Annotated in this window: 25 protein-coding genes and 1 tRNA gene; 10 read left to right on the top strand and 16 right to left on the bottom strand. The window is 59.3% G+C overall.

Features of this window, described 5'->3' with window-relative positions; all coding sequences use genetic code 11:
- Positions 1–48: 48 nt before the first annotated feature.
- From AS026_RS33310 to AS026_RS33300, 3 genes are read right to left on the bottom strand one after another with little or no spacing between them, the layout of a single operon-like run.
- Positions 49–1359 (bottom strand): HlyC/CorC family transporter, encoded by a 1311-nt coding sequence (locus AS026_RS33310; protein WP_025661868.1) that lies wholly within the window; start codon positions 1357–1359, stop codon positions 49–51.
- A complete protein-coding gene (gene aroB / locus AS026_RS33305; protein WP_062374832.1) occupies positions 1356–2486 on the bottom strand; it encodes a 3-dehydroquinate synthase in 1131 nt (376 codons plus the stop codon). Before aroB ends, AS026_RS33310 begins: the two co-directional genes overlap by 4 nt.
- Complete coding sequence (locus AS026_RS33300; protein ID WP_062374831.1) at positions 2486–3073, bottom strand: shikimate kinase; 588 nt, start codon at positions 3071–3073, stop codon at positions 2486–2488. The genes aroB and AS026_RS33300 overlap by 1 nt, the downstream gene beginning before the upstream one ends.
- Positions 3074–3219: 146 nt before the next feature.
- Between AS026_RS33300 and AS026_RS42550 the strand changes: the two genes are divergently transcribed.
- The 5 genes from AS026_RS42550 (at position 3220) to AS026_RS33280 (ending at position 7010) form a co-directional block, all read left to right on the top strand.
- Positions 3220–3396, top strand: a complete 177-nt coding sequence (locus AS026_RS42550; protein WP_018857758.1) for a hypothetical protein — start codon at positions 3220–3222, stop codon at positions 3394–3396.
- 4 nt (positions 3397–3400) lie between these two features.
- Positions 3401–4354: a site-specific tyrosine recombinase XerD gene (gene xerD, locus AS026_RS33295; RefSeq protein ID WP_025661865.1), complete on the top strand. Its 954-nt coding sequence runs from the start codon at positions 3401–3403 to the stop codon at positions 4352–4354.
- A gap of 61 nt (positions 4355–4415) precedes the next feature.
- Complete coding sequence (locus AS026_RS33290) at positions 4416–5369, top strand: acetyl-CoA carboxylase carboxyltransferase subunit alpha (RefSeq protein ID WP_018857756.1); 954 nt, start codon at positions 4416–4418, stop codon at positions 5367–5369.
- A 188-nt stretch (positions 5370–5557) separates the two neighbouring features.
- Entirely contained in the window at positions 5558–6781 is a 1224-nt protein-coding gene (locus AS026_RS33285; protein ID WP_062374828.1) for a L,D-transpeptidase family protein, read from the top strand.
- Positions 6782–6785: 4 nt separating this feature from the next.
- The gene (locus AS026_RS33280; protein WP_025661864.1) at positions 6786–7010 is read left to right on the top strand and encodes a sulfurtransferase TusA family protein; all 225 of its coding nucleotides are present in this window, start codon (positions 6786–6788) and stop codon (positions 7008–7010) included.
- Position 7011: 1 nt separating this feature from the next.
- Here AS026_RS33280 and AS026_RS33275 read toward each other — a convergent pair whose 3' ends face one another.
- Positions 7012–8172, bottom strand: a complete 1161-nt coding sequence (locus AS026_RS33275; protein WP_062374826.1) for a CobW family GTP-binding protein — start codon at positions 8170–8172, stop codon at positions 7012–7014.
- 12 nt (positions 8173–8184) lie between these two features.
- Positions 8185–9309, bottom strand: coding sequence for a D-alanyl-D-alanine carboxypeptidase family protein (locus AS026_RS33270; protein WP_062374824.1), 1125 nt, complete (start codon positions 9307–9309; stop codon positions 8185–8187).
- A 157-nt stretch (positions 9310–9466) separates the two neighbouring features.
- Between AS026_RS33270 and AS026_RS33265 the strand changes: the two genes are divergently transcribed.
- The 4 genes from AS026_RS33265 (at position 9467) to AS026_RS33240 (ending at position 13103) form a co-directional block, all read left to right on the top strand.
- Positions 9467–10630 carry a M20 aminoacylase family protein gene (locus tag AS026_RS33265; protein WP_018857751.1) on the top strand — a complete coding sequence of 388 codons (1164 nt, stop codon included), beginning with the start codon at positions 9467–9469 and terminating at the stop codon, positions 10628–10630.
- Between the two features lie 72 nt (positions 10631–10702).
- Positions 10703–10779: transfer RNA gene (locus AS026_RS33260), tRNA-Arg, on the top strand.
- A 245-nt stretch (positions 10780–11024) separates the two neighbouring features.
- Entirely contained in the window at positions 11025–12026 is a 1002-nt protein-coding gene (locus AS026_RS33255) for an SDH family Clp fold serine proteinase (protein ID WP_063805961.1), read from the top strand.
- A 762-nt stretch (positions 12027–12788) separates the two neighbouring features.
- On the top strand, positions 12789–13103 hold the full coding sequence (locus AS026_RS33240; RefSeq protein ID WP_062374816.1) for a DUF982 domain-containing protein: 315 nt from the start codon (positions 12789–12791) through the stop codon (positions 13101–13103).
- A 145-nt stretch (positions 13104–13248) separates the two neighbouring features.
- Here AS026_RS33240 and AS026_RS33235 read toward each other — a convergent pair whose 3' ends face one another.
- The 6 genes from AS026_RS33235 to AS026_RS33205 all read right to left on the bottom strand — a co-directional run bounded on the left by AS026_RS33235 (position 13249) and on the right by AS026_RS33205 (position 16435).
- Complete coding sequence (locus tag AS026_RS33235; RefSeq protein ID WP_131815370.1) at positions 13249–13761, bottom strand: hypothetical protein; 513 nt, start codon at positions 13759–13761, stop codon at positions 13249–13251.
- A 90-nt stretch (positions 13762–13851) separates the two neighbouring features.
- A complete protein-coding gene (locus tag AS026_RS33230) occupies positions 13852–14202 on the bottom strand; it encodes a DUF1515 family protein (protein ID WP_062374812.1) in 351 nt (116 codons plus the stop codon).
- 113 nt (positions 14203–14315) lie between these two features.
- Entirely contained in the window at positions 14316–14771 is a 456-nt protein-coding gene (locus tag AS026_RS33225; protein ID WP_062374810.1) for a hypothetical protein, read from the bottom strand.
- Positions 14771–15124, bottom strand: a complete 354-nt coding sequence (locus AS026_RS33220) for a ubiquitination-like system serine protease family protein (RefSeq protein ID WP_062374808.1) — start codon at positions 15122–15124, stop codon at positions 14771–14773. Before AS026_RS33220 ends, AS026_RS33225 begins: the two co-directional genes overlap by 1 nt.
- A complete protein-coding gene (locus AS026_RS33215) occupies positions 15124–15723 on the bottom strand; it encodes a lysozyme (protein ID WP_062374806.1) in 600 nt (199 codons plus the stop codon). Before AS026_RS33215 ends, AS026_RS33220 begins: the two co-directional genes overlap by 1 nt.
- 214 nt (positions 15724–15937) lie before the next feature.
- Entirely contained in the window at positions 15938–16435 is a 498-nt protein-coding gene (locus AS026_RS33205; protein ID WP_062374803.1) for a DUF7338 family protein, read from the bottom strand.
- Positions 16436–16526: 91 nt separating this feature from the next.
- On the opposite strand from AS026_RS33205, the gene AS026_RS33200 reads away from it, so the two are divergent.
- Positions 16527–17738 carry a hypothetical protein gene (locus tag AS026_RS33200; RefSeq protein WP_062374801.1) on the top strand — a complete coding sequence of 404 codons (1212 nt, stop codon included), beginning with the start codon at positions 16527–16529 and terminating at the stop codon, positions 17736–17738.
- Between the two features lie 117 nt (positions 17739–17855).
- Here AS026_RS33200 and AS026_RS33195 read toward each other — a convergent pair whose 3' ends face one another.
- The 5 genes from AS026_RS33195 to AS026_RS33175 are packed head-to-tail and all read right to left on the bottom strand — an operon-like array spanning position 17856 to position 22202.
- Positions 17856–18905 (bottom strand): hypothetical protein, encoded by a 1050-nt coding sequence (locus AS026_RS33195; RefSeq protein WP_062374798.1) that lies wholly within the window; start codon positions 18903–18905, stop codon positions 17856–17858.
- Between the two features lie 3 nt (positions 18906–18908).
- Complete coding sequence (locus AS026_RS33190) at positions 18909–19817, bottom strand: hypothetical protein (protein WP_062374796.1); 909 nt, start codon at positions 19815–19817, stop codon at positions 18909–18911.
- Between the two features lie 19 nt (positions 19818–19836).
- A complete protein-coding gene (locus AS026_RS33185; protein WP_062374794.1) occupies positions 19837–20622 on the bottom strand; it encodes a putative phage tail protein in 786 nt (261 codons plus the stop codon).
- A complete protein-coding gene (locus AS026_RS33180) occupies positions 20612–21700 on the bottom strand; it encodes a baseplate J/gp47 family protein (protein ID WP_062374791.1) in 1089 nt (362 codons plus the stop codon). The genes AS026_RS33185 and AS026_RS33180 overlap by 11 nt, the downstream gene beginning before the upstream one ends.
- Positions 21672–22202 carry a phage GP46 family protein gene (locus AS026_RS33175; RefSeq protein WP_062374789.1) on the bottom strand — a complete coding sequence of 177 codons (531 nt, stop codon included), beginning with the start codon at positions 22200–22202 and terminating at the stop codon, positions 21672–21674. Before AS026_RS33175 ends, AS026_RS33180 begins: the two co-directional genes overlap by 29 nt.
- Between the last annotated feature and the right edge of the window lie 8 nt (positions 22203–22210).

Raw genomic sequence — 22210 nt, 5'->3', positions numbered from 1 at the left:
ATCCCATCAAAAATGTGCCGCCGGCCCCCTCGGCCAGATCGGCGAAGGTCAGGCCGGCTTCGCCCCGTCCTCCTCGGCCGAGCGGATACGAAGCCTGGTGATACGGTTCTTCTCGCGCTTCATGACGATGAAGCGCTTCCCATGAAAGGTGAAGGCCTGGCGCTCTTCCGGAATGGTCATGGATTCGTGGATGACCAGACCAGCGATCGTCGTCGCCTCCTCATCCGGCAGGTGCCAGTCGAGCGCCCGGTTGAGATCGCGGATCGGCACCGTTCCGTCGACGACGATCGAGCCGTCGGCCTCCTGGCGCACGCCCTGCATCTCGATATCGTGCTCGTCGGAAATATCGCCGACAATCTCTTCCAGAATGTCCTCCAGCGTCACGATGCCCTGCACCTCGCCATATTCGTCGACGACGACGGCAAAGTGCTGCTTGCGGCGCAGGAAGGCGTTGAGCTGGTTCTCGAGACTGGTGCTATCGGGCACAAACCAGGGCTTCTGGGCGATCTTCGAAATGTCGAGATTCTCCGGCTCGACATTCGGCTCGGCAAGCGCCCTCAGAAGATCCTTCGCATGAACAACGCCAATAATATTATCCGTCGTGCCACGCCAGAGCGGCATGCGGGTAAAGGGGCTTTCAAGGATTGTCCGTACGACGACCTCAGGCGGATCGTCGGCATTGATCGCCCGCATCGCGGTGCGGTGGACCATGATGTCGGAGAGTTCGAGTTCGCCGAGATCAAGGACGCCGCCCAGACGGTCGCGGTCCGCCTTCACCACCGATCCTTCGCGATGCAGCAGATCGACGGCGCCGCGCAGTTCCTCGTGCGCGGAGAGCATCGAGACTTCGCGCGACAGATTGATGCCGAAGAGCGACAGTATTCGGCGAACGATCGCATTCACAAAGGACGAAACCGGACCGACGACGGCGACAAACATCTTGACTGCAGGAGCCGTGTTCAGCGCAAACCGATCGGGGGTGGAAATCGCCCAGCTCTTCGGCAGCACTTCGGCGAAGATGACCAGGATGACGGTCATCGCCAAGGTGGCGAGCGCCACGCCGGAATTGCCGAAGACGCCAAGAAACAGGCTGGTCGCCAGCGACGAGGACAGGATGTTGGCGAGGTTGTTGCCGATGAGCAGCGCGCCGATCAGTCGGTCGCGGCGTTCGATAAGCTGACGCACGATCCCCGCACGTTGCTCGCCGTTGGCTTCGAGCGTGTGGATGCGGCTGCGGGAGACGGCGGTCAGCGCGGTCTCCGAGCCGGAGAAGAACGCCGACATGAGGACGAGGGCCACGATAGAGACAATTTCCGGCCAGTATGCGGAAAGAAATGCCAACGTGCCGTCGAGGGTCATCGCGGGTGTTTCTCCTTGAGGAAGCTCAGCACTTCCGACGCAGGTACGTCATCGGCGACGAAGGACTGCCCGATGCCGCGGGTCAGGATGAAGGTCAGCTTGCCGGCCTTCACCTTCTTGTCCTGGGCAATCGTGTCCATCAGCATTTCGGCCGGCGGCAGCGCTCCCGGAATTTCCGACATGCGGGTGGGCAGGCCGACGGCCTTCAGGTGGGTTTCGACACGGAGGGCGTCATCCTTGCTTGCCAGGTTCATGCGCGCCGAGAACTCGTGCGCCAGAACCATGCCGATCGAAACACCTTCGCCATGAACGAGGCGAGCGCTGTCATAGGCGGTCGCAGCCTCCAGCGCGTGGCCGAAGGTGTGGCCGAGATTGAGGAGGGCGCGTTGTCCAGTTTCGCGCTCGTCGGCAACGACGACATCCGACTTTGCCTGACAGCTGGTGGCAATCGCCTCGATGCGCGCGGCACCGCCGGCAAAGACTGCCTGCCAGTTGGCTTCCAGCCAGGAGAAGAAATCAGGCTTGTCGATCAGTCCGTATTTCGCGACCTCGGCGTAGCCGGCGCGAAACTCGCGAGCGCTCAGCGAATTCAGGACATCGGTATCGGCGAGCACCAGATCCGGCTGATGAAAAACGCCGATCAGGTTCTTGCCGTGGCGGCTGTTGATACCCGTCTTGCCGCCGACCGAGGAATCGACCTGCGACAGCAGCGAGGTCGGAACCTGCACGAAACGCACGCCGCGGCGCACGATGCCCGCCGCAAAGCCCGCGAGGTCGCCGATAACGCCGCCGCCAAGGGCGATCACGTGGTCGTTGCGCTCGATCCGCGCTTCGAGGACCTTGTCGCAAACAGTCATCAGGTGCTCGAAGCTCTTGGTCTTCTCGCCCGCCGGAAGCACGAGGGTCGCAGACGCGATGCCCGCCGCCTCGAGGCTTTGAACCAGCGCATCCAGATAGAGCGGCGCCACATGTGCGTCGGTGATGACAGCCGCCTTGCGGCCCTTCAGGCGCGAGGCGATCTCGGTACCGGCGCGTGCGATCAGGCCCGGCCCGATCAGGATATCGTAGGCGCGCTCTCCGAGCGGTACGTGAACCTTGCGTTCGGAGGCGGAGGCATCAGCATTCATCAGGCTGCACTTTCGGTTCGGGCGTCGATCACGGCTTTGAGTACTTCTTCCGCCATCAGTTCCTTGCGCACATCGCGCGACAGGACGGTGAGGTCGGCGAGCTCGTAGATCGGATAACGCGCATTCATCAAGTTTTCGAGGGTCTGCTTGGGATTCTCTGTCTTGAGCAACGGCCGCGTGTCACGCTTGTTGACCCGCTCCCAGAGAACGTCGAGGTCGGCCTTCAGCCAGACGGAGACGCCGCCCTTCTTGATATGCTTGCGCGTCCGGTCGTTGATGAAGGCGCCGCCGCCGGTGGAGACCACCCGCGGACCATTCTTCAACAGGCGTTTCATGACGCGGGTTTCGAGCGCCCGGAATTCTTCTTCGCCATAGGCGGCGAAGAGCTCACCGATGGACATGCGGGAGACCCTCTCGATCTCGGCGTCGCTATCGACGAAAGGGATGCCGAGCTGATGCGCGACGATCCGGCCGACGGAGGACTTGCCCGCGCCCATCAATCCGACGAGGATCAGATTACGAGAACCGAGCGCAGCACGAGCCCTGTCTTTCAAGCTTTCGGCAACGGTCAGAACTGGGTCGCTCATTGGTCCATTCACACTTTGTTTGCGAACGGTATCGACAAATGCAGGTGTAGCGTCAAGTCGCGGGCAAGGGAAACGTGGTCCAAATGCACCTTCTTGCACTTGCAAACATGCTTCTTCATAAAGAAGCAGAGCCATGGAGTCGCTGAATGCCGAGTCTGTTCCGTTTTCTCGCCATATTGGCGATCATCGCCGGTGCGATATACGGAACGATGTGGGCATTGGTTGCTTTTGTCGAGCCACAGGAGCGCGACGTGACGATCCGCCTTCCGTCCGAGCGGGTCAATCCTCCGGCCACCGGCGCCATTAACCCGTCCAAGAAGTGAGACAATGAAGGATCTCGGCTGGGTTCACGTAGAAGCCTTTCTGGAAATGATGAGCGCGGAGCGGGGCGCTGCGGCCAATACACTCTCTTCCTATGAGCGGGATCTTGACGATCTGCACGGTTTCCTGAACGGCAAGGGAGTGCGCCTGCTGGAGGCGGCGTCGGCCGATCTTTCGGCCTACCTGTCTTCCCTTGCCGCCCAAGGCTTCAAACCTTCCTCGCAGGCGCGGCGACTGGCGGCAATGCGCCAGTTTTATAAGTTCCTTTACGCCGAGGGTCTGCGCACCGACGATCCGACCGGCGTTCTCGATGCGCCGAAGAAAGGCCGGGCTCTGCCGAAAACGATGGGGGTCGACGAAGTTGGCCGGTTGCTCGAGCAGGCGGAAACCGAAGCGCAGGATTCCGCGCCCGGACAGTTGCAGCGCCTTCGCATGCTGGCCCTGCTCGAACTGCTCTACGCAACGGGGATGCGCGTCAGCGAACTCGTCTCGCTTCCGGCCCGCGTGCTCGACCAGGACGGACGCTTCCTGATGATCCGCGGCAAGGGCAACAAGGAACGGCTTGTGCCGCTATCGCAGTCGGCGATCGTGGCGCTCAAGCTCTACGGCCGTATGCTCGCCGCTGAAAACGACGCCGCCAAAGTGCCGCAGGAAAGCCCTTGGCTGTTTCCCGCAGCGTCCAAGGAGGGCTATCTGCCGCGTCAGGTTTTCGCGCGTGATTTGAAAAATCTTGCGATCCGGGCAGGTCTTACCCCATCTATGATCTCGCCGCATGTCATGCGGCATGCATTTGCAAGTCATCTTCTCGCCAACGGCGCGGATCTTCGCGTTGTTCAGGAACTGCTCGGCCACTCGGACATTTCAACCACGCAAATCTATACGCATGTGTTGGAGGAACGGCTTCAACAACTGGTCCAAACGCACCACCCCCTTGCCAAACAGGCCAAAAAGCAGGAATAGGACCGGCGACAAAGGGCGAGCTCATCAAACTAGCCCCGGCAAAGGAACGGAAACGCACCTCATGCACAACTATCTCGACTTCGAAAAGCCGATCTCCGACCTCGAAGGCAAGATCATCGAACTGAAGAAGCTCGCCACGGAAGACGAGAGCATCGACACGTCAGATGAAATCGGCAGGCTCGAAGTTCGCGTTCGCGAAGCGATGGTCGACATCTACTCGAAGCTCAACGCCTGGCAGAAGACGCAGGTTGCGCGCCATCCGCAGCGACCGCATTTCGTCGACTATGCCAAGACGCTGTTTCAGGAATTCACGCCGCTTGCCGGCGACCGCAAGTTCTCCGAAGATGCCGCAATCCAGGCAGGCCTTGCCCGCTTCCGCGGCCAGCCCGTCGCCGTTCTCGGCCAGGAAAAGGGCAACGACACGAAGAGCCGCCTGAAGCACAATTTCGGCAGCGCCCGCCCCGAAGGCTATCGCAAGGCGATCCGCGTTCTCGAGATGGCTGACCGCTTCGGCCTTCCTGTTATCACGCTCGTCGACACGGCAGGCGCCTATCCGGGCGTCGGCGCCGAAGAGCGTGGCCAGGCCGAAGCCATCGCCCGCTCGACGGAAATGTGTCTCTCTGTGAAGGTACCGATCGTTTCCGTCGTCATCGGCGAAGGCGGCTCGGGCGGCGCGATCGCGATCGCCACCGGCAACCGCGTCTACATGCTGGAGCATGCGATCTACAGCGTCATCTCGCCGGAAGGTGCAGCCTCGATCCTCTGGCGCGATTCCGCTCGCGCCAAGGAAGCCGCCACCAACATGAAGATCACGTCCGAGGACCTGAAGGCGCTCGGCATCATCGACGGCGTCATCAGCGAGCCGCTGGGCGGCGCGCATCGCGATCCGGACAGCGTAATCGCCACGACCGGTGATGTCATTGCCAAAGCTCTGGGCGAGCTTTCCAACCGCACCGGCGAGCAGCTTCGCAACGAGCGTCGGCAGAAATTCCTCAACATGGGCCGCAATTTGTAGTGCACAAACGCGCGGCTGCGCCGTGAATGAGGCCAAACCTTGGCCACAATAATGTTATCAATAACATTACTACTTGCGGGGGACGCGAGCGCGCTTCATAGGCTGCTAAGAGTTTGTGAACCATAGTCAGCCTATGATTCGCTCCGCGTGCCGGGGCCGGGTTGCATACTGTTGATGGGCTTTTTTGAATGCGCATTCGTCATTTTGCATATGTTTCCCTGATGGCGCTGGCTTTGGCCGGCTGCAACGATGCATTGGAAACCGCCCAGGTCGATCTTTCCAGCGTCAAGAACAAGGTCGAGCAGCCATTGCCGCCACGCATCCTGTCCGAGATGTCGGCCAAGAGCATGCAGCGCAACTCGCCGATCATGATCCGCATCTTCAAGGAAGAAGGCGCGCTGGAGATCTGGAAGGCGAAAACCGACAATCGCTTCGACAAGATCGCCGACTACAAGATCTGCGCCTGGTCTGGCCGCCTCGGCCCGAAGGTAAAAGAGGGCGACCGGCAGGCCCCGGAAGGCTTCTACAACCTGACGCGCGCCAATCTCAATCCGAACTCCAAATACTACCTCGCGATCAACACCGGCTTTCCGAACCGCTATGACGCTGTGAACGGCCACAATGGCACCAACCTGATGATTCACGGCGCCTGCTCTTCGTCGGGCTGCTACTCGATGACCGACCAGCAGGTACTGGAGATCTACGCCTTTGCCCGTGACGCCTTTGCCGGCGGCCAGTCGACAGTGCAGCTTCAGGCCTTCCCCTTCCGCATGACCGCGGAAAACATGGTGCGCCATCGCCTGAACCCGAACATCGAGTTCTGGAACATGCTGAAGGTCGGCTACGACAATTTCGAGGTCACCAAGCGTCCTCCCGAGGTGAATTTCTGCGAGAAGAAATACGTCTTCAACCAGCAGTCAACCGACAATGGCGAGTTCAATCCGGCCGGCAAGTGCCCGGCAATGTCGACGCCGCCGGCGCTGACCGCCGCGCTTGCCTCCTACGGCAAGACCTACGATGCCGACTACGCCAAGGCCATGAAGAAGTACGATGGCATGGCCTGGTACGATCCGAGCGAGGCGGAGCGCAAGGCCGTGGTCGCTAAGCTGCGAAAGGGTCGCGAACTGGCCTATGCACCGACCGGCACCTCGCTGGAGGCGGGCAAGATGGTCAAGGTCGCGGACCTCGAAGAGATGATGGCGAGCAAGACCGCGTCCGCGGTTGCCGCAAATGCGGCACCCAATGCTGCGCCGGCATCCTCCGAAGCAAAGGAAATTGCCGTCGCCGCTGCCGTTCCGGCTCAGGTTCCGATCCCAACGCCGAGCCCGCTGGCATTCGCGCCGGTACAACAGCCCGAACCGGTGGAAGTCGCCTCGAAGAAGCCGTTCTGGAAATTCTGGGGCAGGGACTGACGGCGTGAGCGCCTTCCTCTATGACCTACGCGGGCTAAAGTGCCCGCTTCCCGTGCTGAAGACCCGCCGCAAGATGTCCTCCCTTCCGAGCGGCTCACTGATCCGCGTCGAAACGACAGATCCGCTCGCTGGCATCGACATCCCTCATTTCTGCAACGAAGACGGCCACGAACTGATCGAGGCTGAGACGACGGAAGGCGGCCACCGCTTCCTCATCCGCAAGCGATAGATTAAAATCGCATGCCCGGCACGGCAAGCGGATTGTCGTGCAGCGCGGTGCGATCCGGCGTGTCGATGCGCGGCTTGCCGAGAAACGCGTCGAACAGATCCTTGACGAAGGCTTCCGGCAGATTCTTGGTGATCAGCACCATGCGCGTGCGCCTGTCCTGAGGGTCGGGCCATGCGGGCAGGCGCGATGGCTGATGGAAGATGCTCTGCACGCCGTGAAGCACCAGCGGCCGATCCGGGCGGTCCGAGACCGCGACGATCGCCTTCATCCGCAGCAGCTTGTCGCCATGCGCCGAACGCAAGAGATCGATGAACATGTCGAGCGCCATCGGGTCGATCGGCTTGTCCTCGACGATCGAGAAGGACCGGATCGAGGCATCGTGGCGGTTCACATCATGTGGGTCCTGGTGATCGTTCCCGTGATGATGATGGTGATGGTCGTCAGCACCATGGTGATGATGGTCATGCTGGTGATGCGCCTCATGCGCATCCTCATCCCGCAGCCAGCGTCCGACGTCGGCAATCTTGTTTGTTGGATCGTAGAGGCCGTTGACGAGCACACTGACCTGCCCTGCTTCGGCGCTGTCGGCATCCATCAATGCGGCACGCGGATTGAGCGCATCGAGACGCGCCTCCAGTGCTTCCAACACTTCTGGCGAAGCCATTGTCCGCTTGGAGAGAATCAGCCGATCGGCAACCGCGGCCTGCTTCACCGCTTCCTCGTGATTGTCGAGGGTCTGCGAGCCGTTGACTGCATCGACCACCGTCACGATGCCATCGAGGTCGAAATTGGTGGCGATGATGGGGTTGCCCATGATCGCCTGCATGACCGGTGCCGGATCAGCAAGGCCGGTCGTCTCGATCACGACGCGCCTCACCGGCTTGACGCGGCCCGTCTGTACCGCGTCCATCAGATTTGCGAGGGTATCGACGAGCTCTCCGCGCACCGTGCAGCATAGGCAGCCGTCCGACAGTTCGATGATCGCATCGCCCGAGCTTTCCACCAGTAGATGATCGATGCCGACATCACCGAATTCGTTGATGATCACGGCGGCGTCCTTCATCGCCGGATCCTTGAGGATCCGGTTCAGCAAGGTGGATTTGCCGGCGCCAAGAAAGCCGGTCAGGATGGTGACCGGTATCCGATCGGAAGCAGCGCTCATGTCAAAGAGGCCTCAGAAAGTGGTCGGGCGTGGCAGCGGAACCGGGACCTTGGCAATCGTTCCCGCGGTATCCGCGGTCGCCAACTTGTCCGGCTGCGGTTCGTTCTGGCCCGGGATCAGTCCTGCGAAGACGAAGTTGGGGTCGTGGTCCATTTCCTGGATATAGGGAGACTGAACCTTCATGCGGCCCACTTCGTCGCGCGTTTCGCTGCGGACCTTGGCACCCTTGGCGCTGCAGATATCGGCGGTAATATCGGCGACCTGATCCTGACCCGGGCCATAGGGCCGTAATGAACTGAGCGTATCGGGCGCGACAAACTGCGAAGTGAAGCCCTTTTGCAGCAGGTCGGCGGAGGCATCCGCCCGCGCCGCAAGACTGTCTGTGCCGAGCACGACAGAGATCAAGGTACGGCCGTTGCGCGTCGCCGAACCGATCTGGTTGAAGCCCGAGGCGCAGATGAAGCCGGTTTTCATGCCATCGGCGCCGGCAAAACGACCGATCAGCACGTTGATGCTCGGCACGTTCTTGGTGCCCGTCGTGATGCCTTCAAGCGAGAAGTATCCGGCGTATTGCGGGAACTCGCGACGAAGCGCCACGGAAAGGACCGCAAGATCGCGCGCCGTCGTATACTGGCCCTTGCCGGGCAGGCCGTTCGGATTGACGAAATGCGAGTCGGTCATGCCGAGCTTCGCCGCCTCGGCGTTCATCTTCAGCACAAAGGCTTCCTGCGTGCCGCCGACGGCCTCGGCAACGGCAACCGCAATGTCGTTTGCCGACTTGACCATCAGGATCTTCAGCGCGCTGTCGAGCGTCAGCTTCTGTCCCGGCTTGAAATACATCTTTGCCGGCGGCTGGGCTGCCGCCCGCTTGCTCATGACGATGGGGGTATCGAGGCTGATCTGGCCGGCGCGAACCGCGTCGAAAACCGTATAGACGGTCATAAGCTTGGTGAGCGAAGCCGGATACCATTTGCGGAAGGCTTCCTCGTGCTCCAGCACGCGGCCGCTCTGCACATCCACCAGAATATGCGGATTCGCATAGGCCTGAGCGGAGGCCGAGAGCGCGATGGCGGCTGCGGAAGCTACGATTGAAAGCGGCCGCAAGGCGGCAAGCAAACGGTTCTGGCGCGTCAACACGGTTCGTCCTTAAAGATGTCCGGAAGTCTCGAAAGTTTCCCCTATTTAACGTATATGGCCATGACATGGCAAAGGGCCTTGATTAAGTTATTTCTGCGGCATCGTGTCCCTGCGACCCGATCCCGTCCCCGTTTCGATTTCACGACAGGAAGCTGACATGCCGATTTTAAACAGAGCCGCCGAACTTCAAGACGAGGTGACAGAGTGGCGCCGGCATATCCATGCACGCCCCGAACTTCTTTTTGCGGTCGAGAACACCGCCGCCTTCGTGGCTGAAAAACTCAAGGAATTCGGCGTCGACGAGATCGTCACCGGCATCGGCAGGACCGGCGTCGTCGGTCTGATCAAAGGCAAGGGCGAGGGCGGGCGCACCATCGGTTTGCGCGCCGACATGGACGCGTTACCGCTTACCGAAATCAGCGGCAAGCCCTGGGCTTCCACGACACCTGGCAAGATGCATGCCTGCGGTCACGACGGCCATACGGCCATGCTGCTCGGCGCGGCCAAGTATCTGGCCGAGACGCGCAACTTCAACGGCAACATCGCGGTCATCTTCCAGCCCGCGGAAGAAGGCGGCGGCGGTGGCAACCTGATGGTCAAGGACGGCATGATGGAGCGGTTCGGCATCGAAGAGGTCTACGGCATGCACAATCTGCCGGGTCTTCCTGTCGGGCACTTTGCCATCCGTAGCGGCGCGATCATGGCCGCCACCGACGAATTCACCATCGCCATCAAGGGCCGCGGCGGCCATGCGGCCCAGCCGCACCGCACGATCGACCCGATCGCCATCGGCGCTCAGATCGTCAGCAATCTGCAGCTGATTGCCTCCCGCAATGTCGATCCGCTGCGTTCGGTCGTCGTCTCGGTCACCAAGTTCAACGCAGGCTTCGCCCACAACGTCATCCCGAACGACGCGACGATCGCCGGCACCGTGCGCACGCTCAATGAGGAGGTGCGTAACCTCGCCGAAACCCGCCTGAAGCAGGTCGTCAACGGCCTCGTTGCCGCCCACGGCGCAGAGGTTGATATCGACTTCAACCGGAATTATCCCGTCACCTTCAACCACGCGACGGAAACCGGCCACGCCGTCCGCATCGCCGGCGAGATTGCTGGCGCAGGCAACGTCAATGCGGAGATCGACCCGATGATGGGCGGCGAGGATTTCTCCTACATGCTGAACGCCCGTCCCGGCGCCTTCATCTTCATCGGCAACGGCGACACGGCCGGCCTGCACAACCCCGCCTACGATTTCAACGACGAAACCATCGCCCACGGCATTTCCTACTGGGTGCGGCTCGCCGAACAGCGCCTCGGCGCCTGAAATCTGACGTCAGTTACACATGCAAAAGAGCTTGGCTTCCGGCCAAGCCTTTTGTATGCATGACGCTCAAGTGGTCCCGTAGCTCAGCAGGATAGAGCATCAGATTCCTAATCTGAGGGTCACGCGTTCGAATCGCGTCGGGATCACCATTATTTTCAAATAGATAGCGGGCATTTTGGGCGCGCAATCATGCGCCACATGTTTACGGATTTTACCAGCATTTACAGGCATTGCTTAGCATTGGCCGGGATTCGGTGGCGCATGATTGGCGCACGATGGCTCACGAAAACGGCCGTTCAATCCAAGAGTCTGACTTGACTTTGAAAGGTGCGTCGTACTGTTATGCATCCTAGGATTGCTTCGCGGCCAATGCTCGCGACACGTTGGGGGGTGCATGAGTTATCAAGTCCGCAGACGCCTTTACAAGGCGATCGAACAATCACGTCAGTCAAAAGTCATTTCGTTCGTAACAAGTGACCGCATGAATGCGGAAACGCAGATCGCGCACGATGCAGTCACGATGTTTGTCGATATCCTCGACGAGATCGGGCCCACCGCGAAAGTATCGCTAGTCCTACATACCAACGGAGGGCAAACAGCCGCCGCTTGGCGTCTTGTCAATCTGATCAAATCCTTCTGCGACGAATTCGAGGTGCTCATTCCTCTGAAGGCAATGAGCGCAGGGACTCTGATCTCTCTCGGCGCAAAACAGATCGTCATGACTAAGCAGGCTGTACTCGGTCCAATCGACCCGAGTCTCACCCATCCACTCGGGCCCCAAGTGCCGATGGGAAACCAGCTTGCGCGTATCCCTGTTAGTGTCGAGGCTGTGCGCGGCTATATGGACGCAGCGGAAAAGATGAAGGTCACTGATGCCCATGCGCTCGGGGCGATCCTGATGGATCTTTCCAACAAGGTTCATCCGCTTGTGCTGGGCGAAATCTTCCGCTCTCGTGAGCAGATCCGGTTTCTGGCTGATAAACTGCTACGGCAGCATGTGCAAGATTCAGACAAGGTTAAGGCGATAATCGACTTCTTGTGCGCAGACTCGGGAAGTCATGACTACACGATTAACCGCCGAGAGGCGGAGGCTTTAGGCCTTTCGGTCGAAAAGCCAACCGCGGAGTTTTACGATATATTAAAGAAGCTTCATAAGAGTTATACTGACGACATGAAGCTCCTGGAGCCGTATAACCCCAACGTCGAGCTCGGTCAGTCGAACGCATCGAACTATCAGTTGATTCGTGGATTAATTGAGAGTGCTGGCGGACAAAGCTATGGATATGTATCCGAAGGTACGCTAGTTCGCTCTCAAATGCCGAACCCCAACGAGCCGACAGGCTTTTCGGAATTGGTGTCTGATCAAAGAACTTTTGAAGGGTGGAAGAGGCTATGATCGACTATCAGGTCACATCGGACGCAACAGCGATCTATCGAGATACAACTGGGGCTCGCCTCGCAACGACAAACTCCGCAGGAGATGTCGGCAACGTCGCCGCGATCATGCGGGACTCCACCGTTCGCGTGAATTCGCCGTTTAAGGCGGCTCAAGTCACACTCATTGAGCGATCCAAAATAGTAGGCTGATCGCTACGCACGCATGTCCCATCAATGAGCCCCGCCATCGAGCGGGGCTTTTGTTTTGAAAGGGGCGCGCCAATGCGCTTAGGTCGACGAGAGAGATCTAGATTAGACCGGCCCCCACGTCCCGCGTTTTCAAGTGACGACGTAGATCCGCAAGACACTGAGCTGGTCGACATTGTTGCCGACATTGAACGCGTGAAGAGGCGCATCATCCGAGCAAGGCAACCAAAATAGTGATGTGTTGACGGAAGTCGTCACGCGCATCATATGAAAGCCGTTAGGCACACCAAACAATAACAATCGACATGCGGCTGTCGATCCTTACGAGGACACACGCATGCGATTCTTGCGAACCCCAAACTGGAGCCCCGGCTCCATCCACTACGTCCCGCACCACGTCGACATCGTGGTCAAGTGCCATGCCTGCGGCGAGGAGCGCCAGTTCGATCGGCGCAGCCTGCCGCCAAGTTTGCGACATGCGTATATCGACGAAATCCAACCTCGGCTAAAATGCAAGACATGCGGAGCCAAGGGCGGGGAAATGATGTTCGGGAGCGTTGAGGAGTAGTGCGCCATGCCAGCGCCTACGGATATGCCGATCAGAGCGCTTGGGATAGACATCGACGTGCGGCCAGGTGTCTACCGCGTCGTGACTACTGTCGAGGGCTTGGGCGAGATCCTGACGCAGCGATGGCCGGAGGATCAGCAGGGCGATGCGTGGCGCGGTGCGCTTGAGGCATGCCTGAGAGCATTGGAAACGCAAACCAATGGTGAGGCTGCCAGAGCCGCCTTCATCATGGCAGCCGAAGACGCTGGGGTCCACGTTAACGGGAATCCAGACTTGTTCGAGCCTCCCCCAAAGCGAGAGAATCCGAAGAAGAAGCGCTGAAGCCAGCCGGATAGGCATTAGGTAAAACCATCGTCGTTTCGGTTCTTCGAGGCGGCTTAAAAACAGAGAAAGGCGCGGACCGGGAGCCGCGCCTTTCTTCATTTTTATAATGGTCGTATACGGAGCATCGCAAGGTCTTGCGAATTCAGGATTGCCCGCCCTGCTTGCTGATACATGCGACGATCGCTGCCCCTGAGGTCGTGGAACCCCTAGCGGTGAGAAGATGGGGCTTGTCGGCAATGCCGTCATCAATCGCGATCTGCTTCTTCGCCGAAGCGAATGCCTCGACGAACTGCTTCGCCTGGTCACCTTCCAGCTGAACTTCGGAGGCAGCGAGATTGTTGCCGACCGAGCCCGTTTCGCCTTCAGCGGTGAACAACAGCTTTCCATCGAACGCAAATTTTAACGTCGGCTTGAAATCGGCTAGACGCTGATCGTAGTCAAATCCCGGAATTGCACGAACCCTCAGACCATTCTTGGCGCTATCGCAAAGCACGAGAACACCCGAACGAAATGTCGTCATGAAGTTTACAGAAACGCTCTCGCCTCCCGAGAACGGGTCAGATTCCTTGTCGACTGACCAACTCTGAAGACCTGCTTGGCTGGGAAAAGTTGTTGCAAGAATAACGGCTGCCGCCAGCGGAATAGTACGGAACATCTAAACCCCCTTACGATGCGGCCCCCATACTGCTCTAGTTGATCTAAACAAATCAACTATGAATAGAAGATTTGCCAAGCCATTCGCGCTTCATCGTCCGAAAATAACCATCGCGACCCGTCGAATAGCATCGGCAAATGTCACGCCCATGGCCATGCCTCCGACGCCGATCACGCCAAGCGCGCCTAGCCCCATGAGCTTCCAGCGCTTCACGTCGTCGGTCACCGGCCGCATCTCGGATATGTCCTCCTGCACCGCGGCTACGCTGCCCTCGACTTTTCCGACCCGGTCAACAAGGAGATCCATGCGCTGATGCATGGATGCACGGCTTCTGTCTGATTTGATCTCGGAATCCCTAAACGCGTCACGAAGATTTCGAACTTCTGCAAGCACTTCCCCCATTTGCTGATGCAAACGAGGATCAAATTCGGTCGGCGTCATTCACGGAATCCCCTTTGCGGAATGCTTTGTATGCCTTCACTGAGCGATGGCAGGTACCGTAGCCCCTCCTTAGTCCGACGATGTAGGCAGCCGTCTGGCGATCGGTTGCCGTCTCAGGGTTTGGCGACGCTGGTGGATCCGGGCATTCCAGCTGCGTTTCCGGATTGTCCTGCGCCTGGTAATCGATCGAGGGCTTTGCCACCCTGATCGTGTTCGAAGTCATACAACCCACGCAGAGCGCGCCTAACAGGATCACTGCGAGTGCATTCGGTGCCGTCCGTTGCATATTCTACATCCTTGAGGATCTGCGCATGCGCTACCGCATCGCGTTGCTCGGCCTCGGCGCGCTCGCGCTCGCTCGCCATCTGGCGGTTCTTTTCAGAGATGATGCGGTTGTGGTTTTCGACCGAGACCTTCAGGTCTGCTTCGCTCTCATCCAGCTTGCGTTGGATAGCAGCCTTCTCCGCCTTCAGGGTGTCATTGTTGCTCCAGCTGATACGCAACATGACGACGAGGACGAGGGCGACAATGCCGAGCACGATCGCTGTGTAGGTGATGATCTTGTCCATCAGTCACCGTCGAAATCAGGCAGGTCGACCGTCTGGCCAGCAAGCGCATGGGTGCAATCGCCGAGGAACTGAATTCGGCCATCGACGACGAACGAATGACAAATCGACAGAACCGGTTTCCCGGCGGCATCGCGGACCCATTCGCCAGTCCATCGACCATTTTCCATGACCAGTTGGTGACCGGTCACCAGAACGGACGGTGAGAAGGTCGGGGCCTCCGGGTTGCTGTTGTAGCCCCATCGTGGCCCCGGCCCTTCACCAACCTGCACCCGATGGGCGCCATCGCAACCGGGGCACCAAAACAGAATGCCGCCGCCCTGGGCGCTGCGGAGCTTCTTGGAAAGAGCACCCATCAGTTTAACCCCGAAACGCACAGTTCCGCTTCACCGATGCGCTGCGCATCGCCCATCTCGCGCCGATTGACGAGGCCGTTGACGATCTTGCCCCCTGCCTTGTTGAAAGCCGTCTGCGCCTCGCAAGCGGCGCGATACTGGTTTGCCCGAGCGAGGTTGGCAGCCGTCGACCGGCATGCGGCAGACGTCCCGAAATTATACGCTCCGGAAGTAAGCGACGCCTGCAGGCTGACCGGCTTCATCGCAAAGTCAGGAATGCACTTTGTCAGCGGCTCGTAGTAATCGCGGCTGACGCGCGCCGAGAGCATGGCGTCGCATTCAGCCTTGCTGAAGGACATGCCAGCGGTGACAGGCTTGCCGTTGATCTGCGTCTCCCCGTAGCAGATGTCGTAGATCTTCGCGTACGGGTCCCAGTGCGACTTGAGCACCAGGCCTTCCCACGGCTTGATCAGATGATCGACTGCCAGCACCACGGCAGGCGGAGGCGGCTGATCCTTGGTGGCGAAATAGCCGGCCGATCCAGACATGATGACAGTCAGCATCGCGGCAGAAATCGCCGCCTTGCCGCGCTTCGACGGCACGATCTTATTTATTGGCATTGAGATTTCCTTGATCAATGACGCGAGCGATCGGCGCCGCCATGAGGAAGGCAAGCGAAAGCCAGCGAGGGATATAGCCATCGAGGTATGGGAGAATGGACGGAGCCATCTCCAATAGGCCGCTCAGATAAACGCACCAAAGTGCAAGCGAGCGGGTGAGCACCCGCCATGGTCGGTCGATAAGTTTCATGGGACACCAATACGGAGGGGTGGATCAGAACGGCTTTGCCTTGATCTGGTACAGGCCTTCAATCGGCTCGTGCTTCCAGCCCCACCAGATGCCCTTGTGACGATAGCCGAAGATCCGGCGACCGCTCTTGAGTTCAATCACGGCCCAATAGCGAACGGGAGGGTAAGAGACGCCGCTCTCGAAAATGACCTTGGAGCCATCAGCGGGGTAGCCGAGCACGTATGCATCAAAGCTCGAGGCTGGATTTCTACATACCCAACAAACCCGCTGCCACCAGAGCTTGAGCCCCTTGGCGTTTGGGTCGTAGCCGTCGTGTGCTTGCTCGATACCGCCGTCTAGGCTGGCGTCGTGGGTGTAAAACCACCGGAGCCAGAGAACCTGGTTGCTGCCCGTCACCATGGATATCCCGGCGATCAGCGGCGACAGCACCCACGCGAGCAGCGTTGCCAGCATCGCTATGGGCGCAAGGAGGGGATAGGCCGCGCACGATAGGGGCGCGAGCCGGATGATTTTCCAGAACATTGTGGAGTCCCAATATCGTTGCCACCACGCAGGATTGCGGTCTGGCGTTGACTGATCTATTCCTGCTCAACCCACGGGGATTAGGGATGAGATGCTGAAGACTGCGCAGGAAGAATGGGCCGGAGAACCCGGCGAGCTTGCCCGTTACCCGTGTCTTGATAAGAGCGGCTCTATGGTTTGGATCGCATCAATCATTATCACGCTTGCACTTCTCTACGTTCGTGCGCCGGATATCTGGCCGGCACGGTTCTGGGCAGAGGATCTTTACGAATTTCTGATGCGGGCCCAGATCGACGGCGTTCATAGTCTTGTCGACTCTTATGCTGGCTATCTGCACACCGTTCCTAGGCTGATAAGCCTTGTGGCGTCGTGGCTCCCCATGAAGTACGCACCGGAAGTCTTCCTGTTTTTCGTCCTGTTTTTTACTGGATGGGCGGCATCCATCATCGCGCGGGGCATCGGAGGATTTGCCGGGGTTCTTGCCGGGGCATCTCTCGTTCTCGCTAACGGATGGATGGAGCCAGTTGGGAGCGTGACAAACCTTCAGTGGTTGCTTGCCCCCACGCTCCTCTTGCTCGCGGTCCGGCCAAATGGGGTGACGAGAATAGAAGGTGGCATCTTTGCTGCGATTGCCTCAACTTCCGGGCCGTTCGCAACCGCATTCGCGCCGATTTATCTCTTTGTCCTCATTCGAAGCTTCGTCAAAGAACGACAGATTAACGTTGTCGCCTTAATAGCGATCATCGGCGGGACAATCCAATTGGCTGAAGTGCTTATGAACCCTGCCAACCCGAGGGAACCTAGCGGCGACCATGTGACGTGGCTATTTGGGCGCCTTATCGAGTTATCTGCAGGTGGGAGCCTTGCAGCTTTGGCGGTCGGCGCGCTGATCTGTGCTTCCGTCTTCTTCGGGAAAGACCGCGTTCAGCGATCCCTCCTCATCGGCGCATCGCTTCTGCTAACCATCATGGTCATTGCGAAGTTCAAGACGCAGACGGACCTTTTCATCACCGACCTTGGCGCTCAACGCTACTGGTACGTGCAGAGCGTTCTCCTGCTGCTTGTCGGCTTTCTGGCCATTCGAGACCCATCAAATGTTTCAAAAGCGGCTGGCGCTTTGGTAGTCGCTATCATTGCCGGATCGAGCATTTACAGTGGCGTTGCTCGCGTATGGGTTGGAACTGGAAGCGGATGGAGGGACGCCGTAGAGAAATCATACAGCGCCCCGATCGTGTATACGTATGCGCCTAATTGGACGATGCGCCTGGAAAGCGGAACGTTATACCGGGATCGGTTTCCTTGAGAAAGGAAACGACGTCCGCGTCTTCAGCCCACATCTCTTCTTCAGCGACGCCTTCGCAAAAGTATGCGTAGACGCCGCAAATGGCCCCGTCGCCATCTCGCTCAACAAAAACAGTAATCATCCATTTATCCCTCGGTCGTCGTACCAGCCTGTGCAGTTTAGAGTGTTGGCAAGAGCGGTGCCGGTTATGGTGACGAAATATCTAATTTGCGAAGATGTGTTCGTATAGAAACAATCAACTAGAATAGTGTTGTTGAAAGAGCCTGCCGATATGTTACCTGTCGTCTGAGAAATTATTTGAGTTGCTGACGCGTCCCCGTCACCAAGCGAAATTTGTACAACAGAGCTTGTACTTGCGGCGACAACATTTGTTAGAATAGGCCTCGTTCTGATGCCTGCTGGAGCCGTTACGGCCAAAACTGCGTCTGCGAATGCAGCCGTGCTTGAACGTGCTGTAACCGATGACGTTAGCATGAACCGGTTGCCGAACTGCCGGAAAGCCAGGATTGCCCCGCTCGAACGGATAACCGAGCCAACACGCCTGTAGTGTGTATAGCCGGCCGGATAATTTGAATCAGTGGTCGGGTCGAGATTCTTGGAGAAGCCTCTGATGACGGCGGAACCGTTCGAGGCAACGAAGCAATGCCACGTTCCATCCGAGATAGCCGCGCTGCTGAACCGTCCGCCATTGCCGGTGCCATAGACGACATCCAGTTGAGCCGTGCCAGCGGCATGATCCATCAGGATTGGCGTCGTCTCGTCGCTGGCAACCTGCCCGGCAGGGAAGTCGATATCGTTGGTGGCGTCGGTCGCGTTGTTCGCCAGGTTGAAGCCTGGCGAGAGGTAGCCACGAAGCCATTTGCCAGCAGGGTTTGTAATGGCGAAGTTGGCGTAGTTGACGGGGCCTGCCATCGTGCCGCCGGCCTTCGCGAACTTCTCACTATCAAGCTCTGCCAATGCTGCCTGCACATCGCCCGCTGAGATCGTGCCAACGGGAGTAAACACCACATCCGAGGCACCAAACTTCGAAATGAAATCTCCCTTGGCAATGAGATCGAGGATCTGTGCGACCGTCAGCTTGACGGTTCCCCCGTCATGCATGGAGGGCAGCTCGTGCTCTCGCGTCTGAAACACTGTAGGATTGAGTTCGGAGATCTTAAGACCCATGGATCAAGCCCTCGCTGCCCAGCTAATGCGCATGTCAACATCCCCCTGCGCCCACAGCTCGACCTGGTATCGGTGGCGAGCACGAACGCCGACATTTCGCTCATCGGCCGTGACTGTCGTATCCTTGACCCAGAAGTCGTTGAACGCTGACAAATAGGCGTCCGGCTTCCGGGCGAAGTTGATCTGAACCGACGTGAAGTTCGCGATCGCGGATGGCATCGTTGCATCTTCCCATCCGATGCCACCTGCCCCAAATGTACCGGGTCCCAATACCTCGCCACTCGCCGTCATGACGTTCTTGTTGACCAGGTTGGTGATCGTCGGCACGTTGCCGGCAGAGGTGACCACACGCGCCACCAGCATGTCATCGTAGGTCGAGTCGAACGTGACCGCCGTTTCCGCAGTCGCGGAAGGATTGTAGGCCACGTCCGCCAGATCCTTGAGGACGAAGCCGTCCGATGGCCGCCAACGCAGATGATAAGTTTTGCTGGCGACTGTCGCGAAATCGGTCTGCGCAGTCGTGGTGACATAAATGCCGCGATGCAGGAAGTCATAGCCCGCGGGCACGCGAACCGCGCCGGTCGCCGGCGAGATGACCGGAATGATGCCGTTCGAGGTGAGCACCTCAGGGAAGATCGGCAAACGCGCACGGGCCTGCGGCATCAGCACGAAATTGCTGGTATCGCCGCCGCCAGTCGCCGCCGAGATCAGGTGCTGGATCGCCTGCAACAGTTGTGTCAGGTCGGCGCGGGACGGGGTCAAGCCGCCCGCCGCGATCACTGCAGCAATTTCCCGCATTGGATGTTCGATCGCGGCGGCCGGCACGGCTGAGCCCGCCTGACCGGAGGAGCTGTTGCGGTCGATATAGGACGCGTTGGTGTCTGGATTGCCGAAAGGCTGGATGTACTGCATGCGAGAGTTTCCTCAGCGATTAGAGGGTGACAAGAATTTCATTGCCGTATTCATCGACCAGCGGTGTGCCGTTCTCATCGACGAGCGGAGCCGTTCCGATCCATTCGCCGAGCACCGGCAAGGTCCAGGCGGGAGCGTATTTGCGCAGCAGGCAGAGGAGTTCTGCCGTTTCCCCCAAAGAGAAGAGGAGGTCATCGCCACACCGGCCGGCGCCTGCCTCGAAATAGGAGATGCCCTGCCCCGGAACACGGACGATCCAATAGGTTTCGTCGGTGTAACCTCCGACATGCTGGCCGCTGGCACATTCGGAAAAACCGCAGCGGAAGAGCGCCGGCTCCTCGATCTCGATGGTGAAGCCGTAGTCCGCCGCCAGTTTCACGAACTCAGTCGGGTGCAGTGTCGGTATGCCGGAAACCTTGCGGGCGAGCGCTTGCAGCCGCTGCGCGGTCGTTTGCGTGCCCACGAAGCAAGGCTCCGGAAGCCCATAGTCCTTCTCCCAGCCGGGCAAGGTCTCACCAACGCCGGACACTGTTGCTTGACGCGCAAGCTGCCAAGCTCGTCCATAGAGCCAGACAAAGCTATCGACCATGACGCGCGTCAGCAGGGCGAGCTCGGACGAAAGCGACATCGCCTGTGCGTCGGGTGAGCCCCAGGCCGGGCCAGTCGGCCACATCGCCAACGTTGCGCCGAGCAGATCATCGTTTTCAGGGTTTGCCAGCCCATCATAGGGTTCGGGTAGCGCAACCGCTCCGGCCTGTGACGCGCCGACTGTGGTGACGACGTTCTGATAACTGTCACGCACCATAGGTGATCACCCCGAGGACCGGATACTGGCCATTGGTCAATGTGATATCGTCGAGTGGCCAGGCGAGAACGTGGCGATCCTCACCGGTCGCGGCCGAGATCGCTTCATCGATCCATGACAGGGACACGGTGAAGGTGTCACCAGCGATGCCGGGCTTGCCCCTCTCGTAAAGCATGTCGGTCACTCCGGCAGAAATCGCCGCACGCACGTCAGCCGTATCGCTGCTGAGGCCATTGATAGTGATGTCGATCGGTAAGGCGACAGGCGCTGCGGCAACACTGTCGTCGACCCTGATAAGCCGCTTCGCGTCGATCGCCGCCTGCACGACCAGGACGTCACCGGCTGTCGGGATCAGATTGGGCCGCCCCTTGAACAAGAAGAGGACGACAAGGAACCCTGGGGCGTAGGGATCACGAAAAGCCCAGGCCTTGAGGACGCCGGCCACCGAAAGAACGATGTCCTCATAGTCCGTCAGCTTGCCACCGCCTGGGGGGTTTTGCTTGCGGTAGAGCCCACGGGCCTTCATTTCGTCGATGCTCTCGGCATCGGCTCCGCCGCCGATCCCGGCGTCGCCAACCGTCCAGACGGTGGAAAGCTCCGGATACAGCACCGGGTCCGCCAAGGCTAGCAAACCGCCGGCGTCGCGGTTGGCAGCGCCTCCGACCGCTTCCGAGACGACAGGGAAACTGACATTGCCAAGCGCATCGGCTGTCGCCGGATTGGATGAAAGATAGGTGTTGCTGCCCGAGATGAACCGAATGCCCGCTGGGTAGGTCACCTCCGGCGCGCCGGTACCGATCACGGACAGCCCCATCGCCTTGGAAGCAGCCTTGCGATAGATGCCCACGTCAGAGCAAAGCTGGATGATGAATTGATCCGACGTCGCCGTCGAAAGAAACATCTGTTTGGCGAGCCATGCCATGCGAAGTTCAAACTCGTGAGCCATACCGGCAAGGACCTTGCCGACGACGGTCACAAAGTTATTGAGGAGCGCGGAGTCCGTCCCCGACATGTATTTCCGGAACGCACCTCGCGCACGAGCAGAAGCTTCAGGAAGCGAGCGGATTTGCCACGCCATCAATCTGTCTCCAGAGTAGTTCGAATTGCGAGCTGTAGATCCGTGATCCGTTCTGCCCGTAGAGCGAGACGGACAGATCCAGGCGGTTGTCACCGGGGGTGGCAGTCACGTCCACCCTTGTGGCTGCGCCCTGATCGATGAGCGGCTGCAAAGCTTCCCTTGCATAGTCCTCGGCCTTGACCTCTATGCCGGGGTAGAGCGCCGAGCGGCGAAGGAGCCAAAGGCGAGAGCCGAGGGGTGTCTCGCCATCCATGACGTCGAAACTGTCGCCGAACCAACCCCGGTTCTCGTCACCGTCTCGCAGCTCGCTTTGCTCCACCCGCCGATCGGTCATCAGGCAGATCAGGACTTGCGTGGCGAGCCCCTGCTCCGACCGAAAGTCGCCAGGGGCATCGGGGTGCGTAAGTGGATTGACGATAAGGTCACCAACCACACCGTCCCATCCGAGATCGGGCGCGCGGTAGGGCTCCTCGGCGTCGTCCACCGGAATGATCTTGAGCATGTGTAAGG

Origin of the sequence: Rhizobium altiplani (genome assembly GCF_001542405.1) — a bacterium.
Lineage (GTDB): Bacteria > Pseudomonadota > Alphaproteobacteria > Rhizobiales > Rhizobiaceae > Rhizobium > Rhizobium altiplani.
Note: the sequence above shows the minus strand (reverse complement) of the source record. Positions and strands in the feature narration are given on the sequence as shown.

Bases quoted from the DNA above. Each gene is read 5' to 3' on its own strand.
- AS026_RS33310 (WP_025661868.1), bottom strand. From the start codon at position 1,359: ATGACCCTCGACGGCACGTTGGCATTTCTTTCCGCATACTGGCCGGAA.
- aroB (WP_062374832.1), bottom strand. From the start codon at position 2,486: ATGAATGCTGATGCCTCCGCCTCCGAACGCAAGGTTCACGTACCGCTC.
- AS026_RS33300 (WP_062374831.1), bottom strand. From the start codon at position 3,073: ATGAGCGACCCAGTTCTGACCGTTGCCGAAAGCTTGAAAGACAGGGCT.
- AS026_RS42550 (WP_018857758.1), top strand. From the start codon at position 3,220: ATGCCGAGTCTGTTCCGTTTTCTCGCCATATTGGCGATCATCGCCGGT.
- xerD (WP_025661865.1), top strand. From the start codon at position 3,401: ATGAAGGATCTCGGCTGGGTTCACGTAGAAGCCTTTCTGGAAATGATG.
- AS026_RS33290 (WP_018857756.1), top strand. From the start codon at position 4,416: ATGCACAACTATCTCGACTTCGAAAAGCCGATCTCCGACCTCGAAGGC.
- AS026_RS33285 (WP_062374828.1), top strand. From the start codon at position 5,558: ATGCGCATTCGTCATTTTGCATATGTTTCCCTGATGGCGCTGGCTTTG.
- AS026_RS33275 (WP_062374826.1), bottom strand. From the start codon at position 8,172: ATGAGCGCTGCTTCCGATCGGATACCGGTCACCATCCTGACCGGCTTT.
- AS026_RS33265 (WP_018857751.1), top strand. From the start codon at position 9,467: ATGCCGATTTTAAACAGAGCCGCCGAACTTCAAGACGAGGTGACAGAG.
- AS026_RS33255 (WP_063805961.1), top strand. From the start codon at position 11,025: ATGAGTTATCAAGTCCGCAGACGCCTTTACAAGGCGATCGAACAATCA.
- AS026_RS33240 (WP_062374816.1), top strand. From the start codon at position 12,789: ATGCCAGCGCCTACGGATATGCCGATCAGAGCGCTTGGGATAGACATC.
- AS026_RS33235 (WP_131815370.1), bottom strand. From the start codon at position 13,761: ATGTTCCGTACTATTCCGCTGGCGGCAGCCGTTATTCTTGCAACAACT.
- AS026_RS33230 (WP_062374812.1), bottom strand. From the start codon at position 14,202: ATGACGCCGACCGAATTTGATCCTCGTTTGCATCAGCAAATGGGGGAA.
- AS026_RS33225 (WP_062374810.1), bottom strand. From the start codon at position 14,771: ATGGACAAGATCATCACCTACACAGCGATCGTGCTCGGCATTGTCGCC.
- AS026_RS33220 (WP_062374808.1), bottom strand. From the start codon at position 15,124: ATGGGTGCTCTTTCCAAGAAGCTCCGCAGCGCCCAGGGCGGCGGCATT.
- AS026_RS33215 (WP_062374806.1), bottom strand. From the start codon at position 15,723: ATGCCAATAAATAAGATCGTGCCGTCGAAGCGCGGCAAGGCGGCGATT.
- AS026_RS33205 (WP_062374803.1), bottom strand. From the start codon at position 16,435: ATGTTCTGGAAAATCATCCGGCTCGCGCCCCTATCGTGCGCGGCCTAT.
- AS026_RS33200 (WP_062374801.1), top strand. From the start codon at position 16,527: ATGCTGAAGACTGCGCAGGAAGAATGGGCCGGAGAACCCGGCGAGCTT.
- AS026_RS33195 (WP_062374798.1), bottom strand. From the start codon at position 18,905: ATGGGTCTTAAGATCTCCGAACTCAATCCTACAGTGTTTCAGACGCGA.
- AS026_RS33190 (WP_062374796.1), bottom strand. From the start codon at position 19,817: ATGCAGTACATCCAGCCTTTCGGCAATCCAGACACCAACGCGTCCTAT.
- AS026_RS33185 (WP_062374794.1), bottom strand. From the start codon at position 20,622: ATGGTGCGTGACAGTTATCAGAACGTCGTCACCACAGTCGGCGCGTCA.
- AS026_RS33180 (WP_062374791.1), bottom strand. From the start codon at position 21,700: ATGGCGTGGCAAATCCGCTCGCTTCCTGAAGCTTCTGCTCGTGCGCGA.
- AS026_RS33175 (WP_062374789.1), bottom strand. From the start codon at position 22,202: ATGCTCAAGATCATTCCGGTGGACGACGCCGAGGAGCCCTACCGCGCG.